The 15,589-nt window shown below is 46.4% G+C and carries 16 protein-coding genes; all 16 read right to left on the bottom strand.

Translation table 11 applies throughout. From position 1 onward, the window contains the following. Nucleotides 1–234: 234 nt before the first annotated feature. Entirely contained in the window at nucleotides 235–1,734 is a 1,500-nt protein-coding gene (gene lysS / locus NQS30_RS20780; protein WP_014416740.1) for a lysine--tRNA ligase, read from the bottom strand. An 89-nt stretch (nucleotides 1,735–1,823) separates the two neighbouring features. Next, nucleotides 1,824–2,825, bottom strand: a complete 1,002-nt coding sequence (dusB, locus tag NQS30_RS20775) for a tRNA dihydrouridine synthase DusB (protein WP_007409948.1) — start codon at nucleotides 2,823–2,825, stop codon at nucleotides 1,824–1,826. A 21-nt stretch (nucleotides 2,826–2,846) separates the two neighbouring features. Further along, nucleotides 2,847–3,056, bottom strand: coding sequence for a helix-turn-helix domain-containing protein (locus NQS30_RS20770; protein ID WP_043020639.1), 210 nt, complete (start codon nucleotides 3,054–3,056; stop codon nucleotides 2,847–2,849). After that, nucleotides 3,008–3,511 carry a 2-amino-4-hydroxy-6-hydroxymethyldihydropteridine diphosphokinase gene (gene folK, locus NQS30_RS20765; RefSeq protein WP_007409947.1) on the bottom strand — a complete coding sequence of 168 codons (504 nt, stop codon included), beginning with the start codon at nucleotides 3,509–3,511 and terminating at the stop codon, nucleotides 3,008–3,010. Before folK ends, NQS30_RS20770 begins: the two co-directional genes overlap by 49 nt. Continuing rightward, nucleotides 3,508–3,870 carry a dihydroneopterin aldolase gene (folB, locus tag NQS30_RS20760; protein WP_003150671.1) on the bottom strand — a complete coding sequence of 121 codons (363 nt, stop codon included), beginning with the start codon at nucleotides 3,868–3,870 and terminating at the stop codon, nucleotides 3,508–3,510. The genes folK and folB overlap by 4 nt, the downstream gene beginning before the upstream one ends. Next, entirely contained in the window at nucleotides 3,863–4,720 is an 858-nt protein-coding gene (folP, locus tag NQS30_RS20755) for a dihydropteroate synthase (protein WP_007409946.1), read from the bottom strand. Before folP ends, folB begins: the two co-directional genes overlap by 8 nt. Continuing rightward, the gene (pabC, locus tag NQS30_RS20750; RefSeq protein ID WP_080491658.1) at nucleotides 4,701–5,585 is read right to left on the bottom strand and encodes an aminodeoxychorismate lyase; all 885 of its coding nucleotides are present in this window, start codon (nucleotides 5,583–5,585) and stop codon (nucleotides 4,701–4,703) included. Before pabC ends, folP begins: the two co-directional genes overlap by 20 nt. Continuing rightward, nucleotides 5,582–6,169 (bottom strand): aminodeoxychorismate/anthranilate synthase component II, encoded by a 588-nt coding sequence (gene pabA / locus NQS30_RS20745; RefSeq protein WP_011996185.1) that lies wholly within the window; start codon nucleotides 6,167–6,169, stop codon nucleotides 5,582–5,584. Before pabA ends, pabC begins: the two co-directional genes overlap by 4 nt. A 15-nt stretch (nucleotides 6,170–6,184) precedes the next feature. Next, a complete protein-coding gene (pabB, locus tag NQS30_RS20740) occupies nucleotides 6,185–7,597 on the bottom strand; it encodes an aminodeoxychorismate synthase, component I (protein WP_218791754.1) in 1,413 nt (470 codons plus the stop codon). A 167-nt stretch (nucleotides 7,598–7,764) separates the two neighbouring features. Continuing rightward, nucleotides 7,765–8,691 (bottom strand): cysteine synthase A, encoded by a 927-nt coding sequence (gene cysK, locus NQS30_RS20735; protein WP_007615206.1) that lies wholly within the window; start codon nucleotides 8,689–8,691, stop codon nucleotides 7,765–7,767. Between the two features lie 75 nt (nucleotides 8,692–8,766). Next, entirely contained in the window at nucleotides 8,767–9,657 is an 891-nt protein-coding gene (locus NQS30_RS20730; protein ID WP_039062448.1) for a peptidyl-prolyl cis-trans isomerase, read from the bottom strand. Between the two features lie 45 nt (nucleotides 9,658–9,702). After that, nucleotides 9,703–10,578 (bottom strand): Hsp33 family molecular chaperone HslO, encoded by an 876-nt coding sequence (gene hslO / locus NQS30_RS20725; RefSeq protein ID WP_004264606.1) that lies wholly within the window; start codon nucleotides 10,576–10,578, stop codon nucleotides 9,703–9,705. Nucleotides 10,579–10,588: 10 nt separating this feature from the next. Then, nucleotides 10,589–11,365, bottom strand: coding sequence for a type III pantothenate kinase (locus NQS30_RS20720; RefSeq protein ID WP_059366877.1), 777 nt, complete (start codon nucleotides 11,363–11,365; stop codon nucleotides 10,589–10,591). Between the two features lie 148 nt (nucleotides 11,366–11,513). Continuing rightward, nucleotides 11,514–13,433, bottom strand: a complete 1,920-nt coding sequence (ftsH, locus tag NQS30_RS20715; RefSeq protein ID WP_007615201.1) for an ATP-dependent zinc metalloprotease FtsH — start codon at nucleotides 13,431–13,433, stop codon at nucleotides 11,514–11,516. Between the two features lie 97 nt (nucleotides 13,434–13,530). Beyond that, nucleotides 13,531–14,070 carry a hypoxanthine phosphoribosyltransferase gene (gene hpt, locus NQS30_RS20710; protein ID WP_004264611.1) on the bottom strand — a complete coding sequence of 180 codons (540 nt, stop codon included), beginning with the start codon at nucleotides 14,068–14,070 and terminating at the stop codon, nucleotides 13,531–13,533. Then, on the bottom strand, nucleotides 14,067–15,485 hold the full coding sequence (gene tilS / locus NQS30_RS20705; RefSeq protein WP_124692619.1) for a tRNA lysidine(34) synthetase TilS: 1,419 nt from the start codon (nucleotides 15,483–15,485) through the stop codon (nucleotides 14,067–14,069). Before tilS ends, hpt begins: the two co-directional genes overlap by 4 nt. Between the last annotated feature and the right edge of the window lie 104 nt (nucleotides 15,486–15,589).

Raw genomic sequence — 15,589 nt, 5'->3', positions numbered from 1 at the left:
TTGTCTTTCGTTCAAGCGACTTTATTATTATATCTTATCAATCTCTTGAAGTCAACAACTTTTTAAATTTCTTTTTTTCGTCAGCGCCTTGTTTAGCGGCAACGAATAATAATATACCACCTCGCAAATAATAGTGCAATAGTTTTTTAAAAGAAAATCAAAAAAGTTTTACGAGCGGCTTGTTTCTAAAAAAGCGCCGTACTGCGATAAGCAGAAACGGCGCCTTCCCTTTTATTAGCGTTGTCTCATTTGAGGGAATAATAAAACGTCTCTGATAGACGGAGCATTTGTTAACAGCATGACAAGGCGGTCGATACCGATACCCAATCCCCCGGTCGGCGGCATGCCGTATTCAAGAGCTTCAACGAAGTCTTCATCCATCATATGCGCTTCATCGTTTCCTTCTTCTCTTTCTTTTAATTGCGCTTCAAAGCGTTCCCTCTGGTCAATAGGGTCATTCAGCTCCGTAAACGCATTAGCGTGCTCACGGCCGACGATAAACAGCTCAAAACGGTCTGTAAAGCGAGGGTCCTCCGGATTTTTCTTAGCAAGAGGAGAAATCTCTACAGGGTGGCCGTAAATAAATGTAGGCTGAATGAGTGTTTCTTCAATTTTTTGTTCGAAGAATTCATTGATGATATGACCCACCGTCATTGAGTTTGTGATCTCGATACCATGCTCTTTTGCATGACCGCGCGCTTCTTCAACAGTCATCTCATTCCAGAAATCTACACCTGTCGCTTCTTTGACCGCATCTACCATGTGGAGTCGTTTCCATTCAGGTTTCAGATCAATCTGCTCTTCGCCGTACTGGATTGTGGTGCTTCCAAGCACTTCCTGCGCAATATGTGCAACGAGGTTTTCCGTAAGGCTCATAATATCTTTATAATCGGCGTACGCTTCATACAGCTCGATCATCGTGAATTCAGGGTTATGGCGTGTAGAAACACCTTCATTACGGAACACACGGCCGATTTCGTAGACTTTTTCCAATCCGCCGACAATCAGGCGTTTTAGGTGCAGTTCAATCGCAATACGCATATAAAGAGGCATGTCGAGTGCGTTATGGTGCGTGATGAACGGGCGTGCAGACGCTCCTCCCGGTATGCTGTGCATCGTAGGTGTTTCAACTTCTAAGTATCCATGGTCATCTAAGTATCTTCTCATCGCTTGGATGATTTTGCTGCGTGTGATAAACGTTTGTTTGCTGTCAGGGTTTACGATGAGATCGAGATAGCGCTGGCGGTAACGCTGTTCAACGTCTTTTAACCCATGATATTTATCAGGAAGAGGACGCAGTGCTTTTGTCAGCAGTTCGAAAGATGTCGCTTTGACAGAAAGCTCGCCTACGTTTGTTTTGAAAACTTTCCCCGTGATGCCGATAACGTCTCCGAGGTCTGAAGATTTAAAGATTTCATATTGTTCTTCGCCGACACTGTCTTTTCTTACGTAAATTTGAATTTGACCTTCTAAGTCCTGCAGATGCGCAAAGCCGGCTTTCCCTTTTCCGCGCTTTGTCATCATACGGCCTGCAATGGTCACTTCGATCGCTTTTTCTTCCAGTTCTTCTTTAGAAAGCTCCTGGTAGGCGTCAATGATCTGTTGAGATTGATGCGTTCTCTCGAAACGTTCGCCGAAAGGGTCAATGCCGTTTTCTCTCAGCTGGTTCATTTTATCTCGTCTGACTTGCAGCTGGTCGTTCAATTCCTCATGATTTTGCTCTTCTTGACTCATTGGTATCACTCCGTTACATTTTGATTTCACGAAAAAGCAGAAAAACTGCCAGCGGTAAGCTGGCAGTGAGCAGCAATAGAGGGTGTATATTAACCTACTTTTGCATCTTGAAGCTCTTTTGCCTCTGCTTCGGCGGTAAATGCATCTAAAAGCTGCACAACTTCTTCACGCGTCTCACATTGGTTAATTTCGTTGCGTACATTCGCATTGCCTCTGACACCTTTCAGGTACCAGGCAGCGTGTTTTCTCATTTCTCTGACTGCCACATTTTCGCCTTTTAACTTAATCAGGCGGTCTAAGTGCAGTTTGCATACCGACATTTTTTCACGGACTTTCGGTTCGTCTTTTAACTCGCCGGTTTCAAGGTAGTGCACCGTACGGTAAATCATCCACGGGTTGCCGAGTGCGGCCCGGCCGATCATGACGCCGTCAACCCCTGTTTCCTCAAGCATGCGTTTCGCGTCCTGAGGCGTTTTGACATCACCGTTTCCGATGACGGGAATGGAGACGGATTGCTTCACTTCTTTAATGATATCCCAGTTCGCAGTGCCTTCATACATTTGCACTCTTGTGCGGCCGTGCAGGGCAACGGCTTTTCCGCCGGCACGTTCAACGGCTTGGGCGTTTTTCACCGCATAAATGTGCTCTTCATCCCAGCCCATTCTCATCTTCACTGTAACCGGCTTATCAACAGCATCTACTACTGCGGATACCATTTCATAAATCTTATCGGGATCGAGAAGCCATTTGGCGCCCGCGTCACATTTTGTAATCTTGGGTACGGGACATCCCATGTTAATATCAATAATATCAGCAGTCGTGTTTTGATCTACAAACTTCGCCGCTTCCACAAGGGTTTCCTTTTTTCCTCCAAAAATCTGAAGGCTGAGCGGTTTTTCACGTTCATCAATGTAAAGCATCCCCATTGTTCTTGCGTTGTTGTAAAGAATCGCTTTGTCACTGACCATTTCAGCGCATACCAATCCGGCTCCGAATTCCTTTACAGTCAATCTGAACGCTGAGTTGCAGACACCGGCCATAGGGGCAAGCACAACCCGGTTTTTCAATTGAATATCACCGATTTTAAACATTTTTCCCCTCCTTTCATTTGTCTATTTTTCAGGCGGGGCCAATTCGTCCGCACTTATATTTAAAACATCTGCCGCAGCTTGAATGATGGCATCTGACGGCAATCGGTTTCCGCGTTCAATTTCACCGACAATAGAAACTGATATACCTAATGCTTTTGCAAATCCTTCTTGAGTATAACCTTTCAGCTTTCTGAATGCACGAATTCGCCTACCCCAGATTTCTGCTTCCATACTCTTACACCTTCTTGGTTTGTTTCAGCGCTTATCGTGATATGATCCGCCTGCGGACATATTTCTTTTAACGGCGCAAGGACAAATAAGCGCTCATACATTCTCGGATGCGGAACAATCAGCCGCTCTGTTTCAATATTTTCACGATTATACAGCAAAATGTCAAGGTCTGCCGTCCGCGGTCCCCAGCGAATCTCTCTCGTTCTGCCTAATTCAGCTTCAATGCTCTGCGTTACATCAAGAAGTTCAAAAGGAGATAACGACGTTTTTACTTCAACCGCCATATTGAGAAACTGATCTTGATCCTCATAGCCGACGGGATCTGTTTCATATATGGAGGACACCTTTGACACCGTCACGCCATGATGCCGGCTGAGCATGGCCACTGCCTGACGCAAATAATGTTCACGGTCGCCCATATTGGAGCCGAGGCCGATATATGCCGTATTGTTCATGATTTCTTTCTCGTCATTTCTATGGCTACTGATTTATAATGGCCGGGAATCGGCGGGTCAGGCTTAACAACCTTTACCGTACATTGCTGCACCGGCTCAAATTTCTCAAGGACGGTGTCTGCGATCCGTTCCGCAAGGGTCTCGACCAAATTAACGGGCTCGCCCTCAACGATGCCGCGGCAGACACTGTACAATTCCGCATAGTTAATGGTATAAGAGAGGTCATCCGTTTTTCCCGCTTTGCTCAAGTCCAGTTCGGCAGTCAGGTCTACTTTGAAGCGCTGGCCGAGTTTGTTTTCTTCTTCGAACACGCCGTGATATCCGTAAAACTCCATACCTTCCACATATACTTTATCCATAATGTACGCCTCCTTTGTTCAACATAGCATCCATCATCTTCGTCATTCTTGCGATCTCTTTGACATCGTGCACCCTCACAATGTCGCAGCCTTTTTGGACGCCAAGGCATACTGTCGCTCCCGTCCCCTCGGCACGTTCTTCAGGGGGAAGGTCAAGCACACGGCCGATGAACCTTTTTCTCGATGTCGCCAGGAGCAGCGGATAACCTAACCCGCTGAACACCTCCAGCTTGTTCATGACAGCCAGATTGTCCTCATAGTTTTTCGCAAAGCCGATCCCCGGATCCAGAATCATATTTTCATCTGTGACGCCGGCTTCCGCGGCAATTTTTACGCTTTCCATCAAGTCTGCAAGCATATCAGGAATAAGATCGTTGTAGTTTCTTTCCATGCGGTTATGCATTAAGATAATCGGAACCCCGTGTGCGGCGGCTACTGACGCCATGTCAGGATCACCTTTCGCCCCCCAGATGTCATTAAGGATAGAGGCTCCCGCTTTGACCGCTTCGTCTGCCACGGACGCTTTGTACGTATCGATTGAAAGCGGAATGTCCAGCTCGCTTGTGATCCGCTCTATGACGGGGATGACTCGTGACATTTCCTCATCAGCCGACACGAGTGATGCGCCGGGTCTTGTCGATTCGCCGCCGATATCTATGATATGCGCCCCTTCTTCAGCCATCTTCGCCGCATGCAGAAGCGCCCTTTCCGTACTGTCGTATTTACCGCCGTCAGAGAAGGAGTCTGGCGTTACATTTAATATCCCCATAACGAGCGTCTTCTCTTTATAGGAAAGAGCGCCTTTTTTTGTATGAATCAGTTTAGGCTGTTCAATTGTTTGCTGCGCCATTTTGTTCCTCCTCCTGTACATTCATTTTGTTTATTTCCTGCTGATACTGATTACGGAGCAATTGCACCGTTTTTCCGCTCACTCCGGGCAGCGGCACTTCCTCTATTTTAGAAAACGGGATGATTTCAAGCACGGAGTTTGTCAACCATGCTTCATCCGCTTCAAGCATTGATTGAAAACGGAATCGGCCTTCGGTGACTTCTGTCCCCTGCCGTTTCAATTCATCAATGACAAACTGTCTCGTTACACCATCGAGAATTCCCGTATCCAAGGATGGCGTAAAGACCTTGTCTCCTTTTCGCCAAAACACGTTGGAGACAATGCCTTCCGCGACATCTCCTTCTCCGGTCAGGAAAATGCCTTCAAGATTGGGATCATTCCCGATCTCCCGTTTAGCATACATGTTGTTTAAATAGTGATGGGATTTTAACCGGAAATATCCTTCAGGCGTATTTCTCCTGATAGAGAGAAGCTTGCCTTCTTTTTGAACAGGCAGAGTTTCCGGATTGAGCCGGTTGACGAAACAAAGGACGGTCGGCTTTTCATAAGTCTGCGCGGCAAACCCTTTATCGCTGACTCCTGCCGAGATGTTAAGCCGGACACGCGCGCTGCCGTCCTTGATGTCATTGAGGAGCAACAGTCTCCGAAGCATATCAAGCAGCTCCTGTTTGTTCACCTCATATGCAATCTGCAGATCCCGAAGCGCCCTGTTGAGCCTGGCGACATGCGCATCCGGCAGAAACGGCCGGCCGCTGTAAAGCCTGAACGTCTCGAACGCGCCGATCCCGTACAAATAACCATGGTCAAAAGGAGAAAGCGCCGCTTCTTTCTCCTCTATATATTGACCATTCAAATATATAATCACACCGTCACTTCCTTTTTGCGGTGTGTCTCTATAAAGTTTCTGAGCATCTCTTTGCCGAAGGAGGTCATGATGGATTCCGGATGGAACTGAACACCTTCAACAGGCAGCTCATTATGGCGGATTGCCATAATTTCTCCTTCTTTGGTTTGAGCGGATACCGTAAAACAATCCGGCAGCGTGTCCGCTTTGACAATAAGTGAATGGTACCGGGTGGCGACAAGCGGATTTTGCAGGCCTTTAAAAATCGTCTGTCCGTCATGCATAACTTCTGACGTTTTGCCGTGCATGAGCCGCTCCGCTCTGACGACATCGCCGCCGAATACTTGCGCAATCGACTGATGCCCGAGACATACGCCGAAAATAGGAATACTGCCGGCAAAATGTTTGATCGCTTCGAGGCTGATCCCCGCTTCATCAGGACTGCACGGCCCGGGTGAAATCATTAAGAAATCCGGTGCCAGCTCTTCAATCTGCTCAATTGTAATCTCGTCATTCCGTCTGACGATCAGTTCCTCCCCGAGCTCACCCAAATATTGAACCAAGTTGTACGTAAATGAATCATAATTGTCAATCATTAAAATCATCTCTGCTCACCTCGTCTAATTTTTTGTCTCTTCTTCGCTCAGCTCTAACGCCTTTTTCATTGCAAAAGCTTTTTTGAACGATTCCTTGTATTCATGCTTCGGAACCGAATCAATGACCACTCCTGCTCCGGACTGCATGAAAGCATGTCCGCCGGCTGCATAGATCGTCCGGATCACAATGTTAAACTGCAAATCTCCGTTAAATCCGAACCAGCCTATAGATCCAGTATAAAGCCCCCGTCTTGTCGGCTCAAGCTCTTCTATAATTTCCATCGTTCTCACTTTGGGCGCTCCCGTGATGGTGCCCCCCGGGAAAACCGCATGAATAATGTCTGTCGCGTCATATCCGTCCTGCAGTTCCCCCTGTACGTTTGACACGATATGCATGACGTGGGAATACTTTTCGATTGCCATAAATTCGTTAACCCGCACGGAGCCGTAGCGCGATACGCGCCCGAGGTCATTGCGCTCAAGATCAACAAGCATGACGTGTTCCGCACGTTCTTTTTCGTTGTGAATTAATTCATCAGCCAAAGCCTTGTCTTCAGCATCGTCTTTTCCTCTTGAACGCGTACCCGCGATCGGTCTCGTTTCAAGCTTCTTCCCCTTCTTTGTCACCAATAGCTCCGGCGACCCGCATATCACTTGAAACCCCGGTGTCTCGAGATAGGCCATGTAAGGAGACGGATTGACGTTTCTCAAGTGTTTATACACCTCATACGGATGAACGGATAAGGACTGAGACTGCCTGATGGACAAATTAACCTGGAACACATCGCCGCTCGCGATATATTGTTTAATTTGTTCTACAGCCTGTGAAAATCCTTCCTCAGTGAACGGAGCGGCGTACGATCCGTCCCCATTCCGATTCAGCGGTGAAAAAGGCTCGTCCGCCGTTTGGAGGGAACACCACATGTCCTCTAAGCGGGACAGCTTTTCTTCCGCAAGATCCGCTTCTTCCGCTTCAGTATGGGTAATGAGCCATAACGCCTCTTCCTCATGGTCATAAACGGCCACATCATCAAAAACAAGAAAGTAAATATCAGGTGTTTCCAGATCATCTAACGACAGCATCTTAAAATTCTCAATATATCGGGCGTAGTCGTAACTGATAAAACCAATCGCACCGCCTTGAAAGTCCGGAAACTCAACGTTTGTTTCCGTTCCGAGCGTTCCAAACCATTCATGAAAGGCCCGCAGCGGGTCACCTTCTTTAAACAGTGTTTCCCCCTCATGCTTGATCGTTGTAATTCCGTCTTTCCCTCTGACGGACGCAATCGGATCTAGACCGGCTATACTGAATCTTCCCCCTCTCGCGCTTTCGAGCAGAACATGCCGTTTTCTCGATTTCGAAAGGTTTTCATATCGCTGTAAAAATACTTGTTTCGTAAAAGGTATTTTTCTTCCTGCCGGTCTGCGTTGTGCCATCATATCAATCCTCTGCTTCGTTTTACTGTAGTTTTATTTTAAAGCAATCACACTGGTGAAAAAAGTGAATTTCACTTCCAACCATAAAATTCGAAACGTTTTTTGGATTTTCGATGCTTCAGGCACAAAAAAACTCCCGGATACAGCCGGGAGCCGTGTGTATGTCTCTATTCAAACTGATAAAGCGGTGTGCTTAAGTAACGTTCTCCGTTACTAGGGATGATCGCAAGCACTTTCTTGCCTTTCCCCAGTTTTTTCGCGATTTCCAGTGCCGCGTAAATGGCCGCTCCGGAAGAAATGCCGCCGAGAATCCCTTCTTCTTTTGCCGTTTTACGGGCATATTCAAATGCATCCTCGTTTTTGACGGGAATGATCTGATCATAGATGTCCGTATTCAATGTTTCAGGGACAAATCCCGCTCCGATACCCTGAATTTTATGCGGGCCCGGTTTTCCGCCGGAAAGAACTGGAGAATCCGCCGGCTCTACCGCATAGATTTTGATGGATGGATATGCTTCTTTCAGCACTTCGCCCGCTCCCGTGATGGTTCCGCCGGTACCGATTCCGGCCACGAACGCATCAAGCTGGTCGTCACCAAACTGTTCTACGATTTCTTTCCCCGTCGTTTGGCGGTGAATTTCCGGGTTTGCCGCATTGTTGAATTGCTGAGGCACAAAGTATCCGTGTTCCTCGGCAAGTTCTTCCGCCTTTTTAATGGCGCCCTTCATTCCTTCTGCGCCGGGAGTCAGCACAAGCTCCGCTCCGTATGCGCGCAGCAGATTGCGTCGCTCCATACTCATTGTATCAGGCATAACGAGAATGGCTCTGAGACCTTTAGCCGCTGCCACCATCGCAAGACCGATTCCTGTATTTCCGCTTGTCGGTTCAATGATTGTGTCGCCGGCTTTTAATTTTCCTTCTTTTTCAGCCGCTTCAATCATCGCCACTCCGATCCGGTCTTTTACGCTGCTGCCCGGATTCATGTATTCAAGCTTCAGATATACATCTGCACTGTTTTCATCCGTCAGGCGATTCAATTTCACAATAGGAGTATTTCCGATTAGTTCAGTAATAGAATTTGCAATACGCACCATGTTGGACACCTCAATTTCCGACTAAATTTATTGGTATTATAAATATAAGTTATCAATTTCAAAATTTTTTGTCAATCATTTAGTTCTTTTTTCCCCGTAGAACCAAGAGACCCCCGCCTCTTTCCACAGCGTTTTGACTGTCGCCTTGTCACCTAATTGATCCATCGCGATCTGGCGTCTGATTTGGCTCTTCACTTCATTGTATGAGAAAGTTCTCGCTTTAAGCTTTTCTTTCAGCTGAATGACGGCGTATCCTGAAGAAACTTTAATCGGTTCAGCGGACCATTCATCTTCTTTAAGATTTTTAGCTTCTGTGATATATGCCTGCGGGATATTTTCCTGGTTTTCTGTCACAAAGCCGAGGTCTCCGCCATACTGAGACGTGTATCTGTCCGTGGAACGCTCAGCGGCGACGGCTTCAAAGCTGGAACCGCCTTTCAAATCAGCAAGCACCCTGTCCGCCTCATCTTTGTTTTTGACGACAATGTGCCGTATTCTGTATGAATCATCGAAATGGTACAATTCTTTATTTTTATTATAAAATGATTGCATTTCCTTATCCGATATATCGATGTCCTTCGTCAGCAGTTCTTCAAGAAGAATGTTGTAGCGGATCTGGTCTCTCCATTCTTTTTCGGTAATATGGCTGTCTTCATAAAATGAATTATCTACCGCTTTGATTAAAAGAAACTCCCGCTCCAATTCGCTGTTTGAAACTGTGAGTTTATTCTTTTTCGCAAGCTCTTCCACTACTTCTGCATTAATCATGTCTTCCAGAGTTGATTTTCCGTACTGGTCTTCCATCTTTTTCATCCAGTCTTGCCGTGTGATATGTTTATCACCGATTGTCGCGATGGATTCTTCAGATGACCCCGCGGCTTGGGATTTTGTTAACTTATACGCCACTGTCACACTGCATACTAACAGCGCCGCTACAATAATCGTCAAAAGTGTTCTCGATTTCAAAATCTACCCCATCCCTTTTATAAAATAGAACAACCCGCTAAAGAGCTAGCGGGTTGTTTCGTCACGAAGCTCTTCCAGTTCTTCTTTTGTAAATAAATATTTCTCATTACAAAAATGGCAAACCGCTTCGGCTTTTCCGTCTTCTTCTATCATATCTTGTATTTCTTTTTTGCCTAGTCCTAAAATGGCCGTTTCGAATCGATCTTTTGAACAAGAACAGTGAAATTTGACCGGCATTGTTTCGAGAACGTCCGGTTTTTGACCCAGAACTTCTTCCAAGATTTCTTCCGGTGTCAGGCCTTTTTGAATCAATTTTGAAATCGGTTCGATTTGAGATAATTGCTTTTCAATTGTTGAAATGGTTTCTTCATCAGTCCCCGGAAGAAGCTGAATGATGAACCCGCCCGCAGCGAGAATCGTGTTATCAGGATTTACCAGAACACCTACGCCGACAGATGAAGGGACTTGTTCAGAAGAAACAAGATAATATGTGAAGTCGTCACCGAGTTCACCCGAGACAATCTCTACTTGTCCCGTAAAATAATCACGCAAGCCCAAATCTTTTACGACACTGAGTGTTCCGTCAGTTCCGACCGCCCGTCTGACATCCAGTTTCCCTTGTTCATTGAGATCAAAATGAACGTGCGGGTTTGACACGTACGCTCTTACCTCACCCTTTGCGTTCGCATCTGCGACAATGGCTCCGATCGGGCCGCCGCCTTCTATTTTGACTGTCAGCTTATCTTCACCCTTAAGCATCGCTCCTAGCATCAGAGAAGCTGTCATCGTCCGGCCGATTGCGGCTGATGCCGTCGGCCACGTGTCATGCCTTCTTTGCGCTTCATTAACCATATCTGTCGTTCTGGCTGCATAAGCCCGCACTTTACCGTCATATGCAATTGCTTTAATTAAATAATCCATCGTTTACCTCCTATACGTGACCCACGCGATTTCGCTCATAAATGATTTCCAGCCCTTTCAGAGTGAGAAACGGGTCAACAATATCAATACAATCTGATTCGTTTGCGATTAATGACGCAAGCCCGCCTGTCGCAATGACTTTCGGTTCCTGTGATGCCTGCCATTTCATCCGCTTCACTATACCTTCAACTTGTCCGACATAGCCAAAAAGGATGCCGGACTGCATGGCGCTTACCGTGTTTTTGCCGATGATATTGTCCGGACGGGCAATTTCAATTCTCGGAAGCTTCGCCGCACGTGAGTACAGCGCTTCCGTTGAAATCGTAATGCCGGGAGCAATCGCGCCGCCCATGTATTGTTTGTTTTCATCAATGTAGCAATACGTCGTCGCCGTTCCGAAATCAACAACAATTAAGGGGGCGCCATACTGCTGGATCGCCGCAACGGCATTGACGATCCTGTCAGCTCCCACTTCTTTCGGATTGTCATACTTTATATTTAAACCTGTTTTCATTCCCGGGCCGACAACTTGCGGCTCGATGTGAAAGTATTTTGTGCACATTCTTTCTAAAGAGAACATAATCGGCGGCACCACGGATGAGATGATAATCCCTTCAATCTGTTCAAACATGAGTCCGGAATGTTCAAATAAGGAGCGGAGCAGCATGCCGAATTCGTCTTCTGTTTTGTGCCTGCTCGTTTCTATGCGCCAATGATATTCTAATTCCCCATCATGATATACACCAATCACGGTGTTGGTGTTCCCCACATCTATAACCAGTAACAACCTCTATCACCACTTTTGAATAGTTTCTAATCATAACATTTTCAACATTCTACAATACCATACACGATCTGCGGCTCTTTTGTAAACAAAACGGAACCAGTAAAAAAACCGCCGGTATACGCCGGCGGTTTTCATATCAGAAAGCGAACTATTCTTTCGGCTCGTCTTTCTTTTCGTCTTCTGTTTTAGACAGGATGTTTACTTTCACATCGTCTTTTTGAAGATGGTCATCTGAGAAATTGCGCTCAGGGAGTTTTCCGTGATCCACGAGATGCTTGATTTGTTCCGCATCTAATGTTTCCACATCAAGCAATGTCTGAGCAATCAATTCAAGCTTATCGCGATTTTCAGTCAGGATGGTTTTCGCACGCTCATAACATTCTTTAATGATGCGCTGAATTTCCTGATCGATTTCGTAAGCGATCTGATCACTGTAGTTTTGCTCGTTGTTGAAATCCCGGCCCAGGAATACTTGACCGCCTTGAGATTGACCGAACTGAAGCGGTCCGAGTTTTTCTGACATACCGAACTCTGTCACCATTCTTCTGGCAATGCTCGTTGCCCGCTGGAAGTCATTGTGAGCCCCCGTGCTGACTTCGCCGAAGATAATTTCCTCGGCAACCCGTCCGCCCAGAAGACCGACAATTTTATCGAGAAGTTCAGGTTTTGTCTGGAAGTAACGGTCTTCTCTCGGAAGCATGACCGCGTATCCGCCCGCCTGCCCCCTCGGAACGATCGTTACTTTATGAACCATATCGGCTTCATCCAGCACAAGTCCGATAACGGTGTGACCGCCCTCGTGGTACGCCACGATATTGCGTTCTTTTTTCGATATGACGCGGCTCTTCTTCGCAGGACCCGCAATCACACGGTCCGTCGCTTCATCAATGTCGCGCATATCAATTTTCTTCTTGTTTTGACGGGCAGCAACGAGTGCCGCTTCGTTAAGAAGGTTTTCTAAATCGGCGCCTGAGAAACCGGGTGTTCTTGAAGCGATTGCTTTTAAGTTCACCGTTTCATCAAGCGGTTTGTTTCTCGCATGGACCTGTAATACGGCTTCACGGCCGATGACATCCGGACGGTCTACCGTAATCTGACGGTCAAAACGTCCCGGACGAAGCAATGCAGGGTCAAGAATGTCCGCACGGTTTGTCGCAGCGATAATAATGATTCCTTCATTCGCACTGAAACCGTCCATCTCAACAAGCAGCTGGTTCAGCGTCTGTTCGCGTTCATCATGCCCGCCGCCAAGACCTGCGCCGCGCTGACGTCCCACCGCGTCGATCTCATCAATGAAGATCAGACAAGGCGCATTCTTTTTCGCATTTTCGAATAAATCACGCACACGGGAAGCACCGACACCGACAAACATTTCAACGAAGTCAGATCCGCTGATGCTGAAGAAAGGAACGCCCGCTTCACCGGCTGAGGCTCTCGCAAGCAATGTCTTACCGGTTCCCGGAGGTCCGACCAGCAGCACCCCTTTAGGGATTCTGGCGCCAAGCTCGGCGAATTTGCGAGGATCTTTCAGAAACTCAACAACCTCAACAAGCTCCTGCTTCTCCTCATCCGCGCCGGCTACATCTTTAAACTTCACGCGTTTCTTTTCTTCCGTATACAGCTTCGCTTTGCTCTTTCCGAAGTTCATGACACGGCTGCCGCCGCCCTGAGCCTGATTGAGCAGGAAGAAAAACAGAATAAAGATGATGACAAACGGAATGATCGTCGTTAAGAACGTCACCCACCCGCTTGTTTCCTGTGCGGGATCAACTTTTACGTCCGTCTTTTTAATTGCATCAAATATCTGGTCTGCTCCCTTTCCTTCAGGAACATGTGTTAAAAAGTACTGGTCTTTGTCGTATTTTTTCAGCTGTCCTTTTACCTCATAAACACCTCTGACAGGCTGAACCGATACGCTATCAACTTTCCCCTCATCGAGGTTCTTGATAAACGTACTGTACGACATATTTTCTGTCTTCGGGTTTGAAGTCTGGAAGTAACTCACAACCCCGATTACTACTAATAAAATAAGTAAATAAAAAATGGTATTACGGAAGACCCGATTCATTCCTTACCTCCTCCCACAGTAAGCACAACTATGTTCAATAGTACCATAGAAAATCATTCCAATACAACCGATAACCATCTCGGAAGCAGGCAGCCGATCAGCTTTCATAAATCGCCGGTTTTAATACTCCGATGTAAGGCAGATTGCGATAGCGTTCGGCATAATCAAGTCCGTAACCCACAACAAACGCGTCAGGAACTTCAAAGCCTACGAAGTCTGCTTTAATGTCCGCTTTTCTTCCGCTTGGTTTATCCAACAGGGTAACAATCTTAATTGATTTCGCTTTACGATATCGGAAGAGTTCTACGAGATAGCTCAAGGTTAACCCACTGTCGATAATATCTTCAATGATTAAGATGTCCCGGCCTTCTACAGATGTATCCAAATCTTTGATGATTTTGACTTCTCCGGAAGAAACCGTGGAATTTCCGTAGCTTGATACATCCATGAAGTCCATTTCCAAATATGTATCAATATGCTTTATAAGATCAGCCATAAAAGGAAGCGCTCCCTTTAACACACCGATTGCCAACGGAAACGTGTCGCTGTACTCGCTTGTTAATTGTTCTCCAAGCTGTTTTACTTTCTGCTGGATCTCATCTTCTGAGATCAGCACTTTTTCGATATCCTGTTTCATGTTAATGCTTGCCCCCTACACTTTTCATGCTGTCTATATTGTAATACAATGCGGTCACTGTTTGAAATCACAAGATCGTCAAAGATGGATTTTTTCAAGCCAGGCAGCCAGATAATTTCACCGCTCGCATCCGTTACAATCGGCCATTCGTCCCGATCCCGCAGAGGCAGTTTATGATCAATAAATATATCTTTCACCTTTTTCGAGCCATTCATCCCTTTAAGTTTGATCCGGTCGCCGATTTTTCTCGTCCGGATTGTTAAAGGAAATTGCACCTTGTTTCTGCTTGTCATAAAAACAGCATTCCCATTTTTGATATGAGGATCAGCCTGATCGGCCACCTCTATCATAAAGCCGTTGGGGAGAACAGCAGTCTCGCCTTTCGCTCCTTGCAGCTGCAGCTCAAAGGGAACTTTTTCACATTGCCATTGTTCAAATGTAAACAAACATGTCTGATATGATTTGACCACCTTCAGCTCTTTCGGAAAATCAAGCACTCCCGAGGCGCTTCCATTTTCCGCCCATTCGAGAAACTGCTGTATGTGGCGGGCGGAAAACGACGATGGAACGTTTTCATAAAGATAGTTTAATATTAGTTGAACTCCTCTTCTTTGTAAAGGTATCGGAAGGGCAAGCAATTGAGAGGAATTGACTTCAACCGATGTGTCTGACTTGCTTGTAATAACCTTATTCATTCGTTCTTTCGTTAATGACTGCAGGTATTGTTCGTCTTCTGTCAGTGCTTCACTCACCTTTTGAAACATTTTATGAACGTCAGGTGATTCATGTTTTAAAAAAGGAAGCACGGTCTTTCTGAATCTGTTTCTTGTATAATCGTCTTTTGCATTGCTCTCATCCGTTCTGTAGCTGAGCCCTTCTTGACGGCAGTATTCAAGGATTTCATCCTTTGCCGCATAGAGGAAAGGCCTGATCAGCCAGCCGGATGCAAATTCGCGGACGGGCTGCATTCCCGCAAGCCCTGCCCCGAGCGTACCTTTCGCAAGCCTCATGAGCATTGTCTCAACCTGGTCATCGCCGTGATGAGCCAGCGCCAAAAACTTCGCTTGGTGTTTTGTCATCAGATCTTCGAAAAACTGATATCTGCAATCACGCGCGGCAGCCTGCTTGTTCAGCTTATTCTTCTTTGCGTATGCAGAAACATCAATCTGTACCGTTTCGCAGAGGATGTGTTCCGCTTCGCAATATGACTGCACAAACTTCATATCTTCTTCAGATTCAGGACCCCTGAACTGATGGTCGACATGCGCCGCTATGATAACGGAGGAATGCCCGAAGTGCTTATTCAGCATACTGAGAAGCGCCATTGAATCAGGGCCTCCGGAGACCCCGGCAATAATCGTTTCTCCCTCCGCCTGAAGATGATATGTTTTGAAAAAATCTTCCACGCTTTTCACAATGTCCCCCTCACAATGAGCAGGTTTTTTAAAGATATACATATCCTATCACTTTCATTCCCTCCAAGCAAAGAAGAAGCATGAGCGCAGGCGTCCGGCCGGCA

The organism is Bacillus sp. B1(2022), assembly GCF_040259625.1.
GTDB lineage: Bacteria > Bacillota > Bacilli > Bacillales > Bacillaceae > Bacillus > Bacillus velezensis.
Note: the sequence above shows the minus strand (reverse complement) of the source record. Positions and strands in the feature narration are given on the sequence as shown.

What these genes read in the sequence shown, in the direction of transcription:
- cysK (WP_007615206.1), bottom strand. Translation starts at nt 8,691, where the DNA reads ATGGTGCGTATTGCAAATTCTATTACTGAACTAATCGGAAATACTCCT.
- NQS30_RS20770 (WP_043020639.1), bottom strand. Translation starts at nt 3,056, where the DNA reads ATGGAAGCAGAAATCTGGGGTAGGCGAATTCGTGCATTCAGAAAGCTG.
- folK (WP_007409947.1), bottom strand. Translation starts at nt 3,511, where the DNA reads ATGAACAATACGGCATATATCGGCCTCGGCTCCAATATGGGCGACCGT.
- pabA (WP_011996185.1), bottom strand. Translation starts at nt 6,169, where the DNA reads ATGATTTTAATGATTGACAATTATGATTCATTTACGTACAACTTGGTT.
- pabB (WP_218791754.1), bottom strand. Translation starts at nt 7,597, where the DNA reads ATGGCACAACGCAGACCGGCAGGAAGAAAAATACCTTTTACGAAACAA.
- hslO (WP_004264606.1), bottom strand. Translation starts at nt 10,578, where the DNA reads ATGGATTATTTAATTAAAGCAATTGCATATGACGGTAAAGTGCGGGCT.
- lysS (WP_014416740.1), bottom strand. Translation starts at nt 1,734, where the DNA reads ATGAGTCAAGAAGAGCAAAATCATGAGGAATTGAACGACCAGCTGCAA.
- ftsH (WP_007615201.1), bottom strand. Translation starts at nt 13,433, where the DNA reads ATGAATCGGGTCTTCCGTAATACCATTTTTTATTTACTTATTTTATTA.
- dusB (WP_007409948.1), bottom strand. Translation starts at nt 2,825, where the DNA reads ATGTTTAAAATCGGTGATATTCAATTGAAAAACCGGGTTGTGCTTGCC.
- hpt (WP_004264611.1), bottom strand. Translation starts at nt 14,070, where the DNA reads ATGAAACAGGATATCGAAAAAGTGCTGATCTCAGAAGATGAGATCCAG.
- folB (WP_003150671.1), bottom strand. Translation starts at nt 3,870, where the DNA reads ATGGATAAAGTATATGTGGAAGGTATGGAGTTTTACGGATATCACGGC.
- folP (WP_007409946.1), bottom strand. Translation starts at nt 4,720, where the DNA reads ATGGCGCAGCAAACAATTGAACAGCCTAAACTGATTCATACAAAAAAA.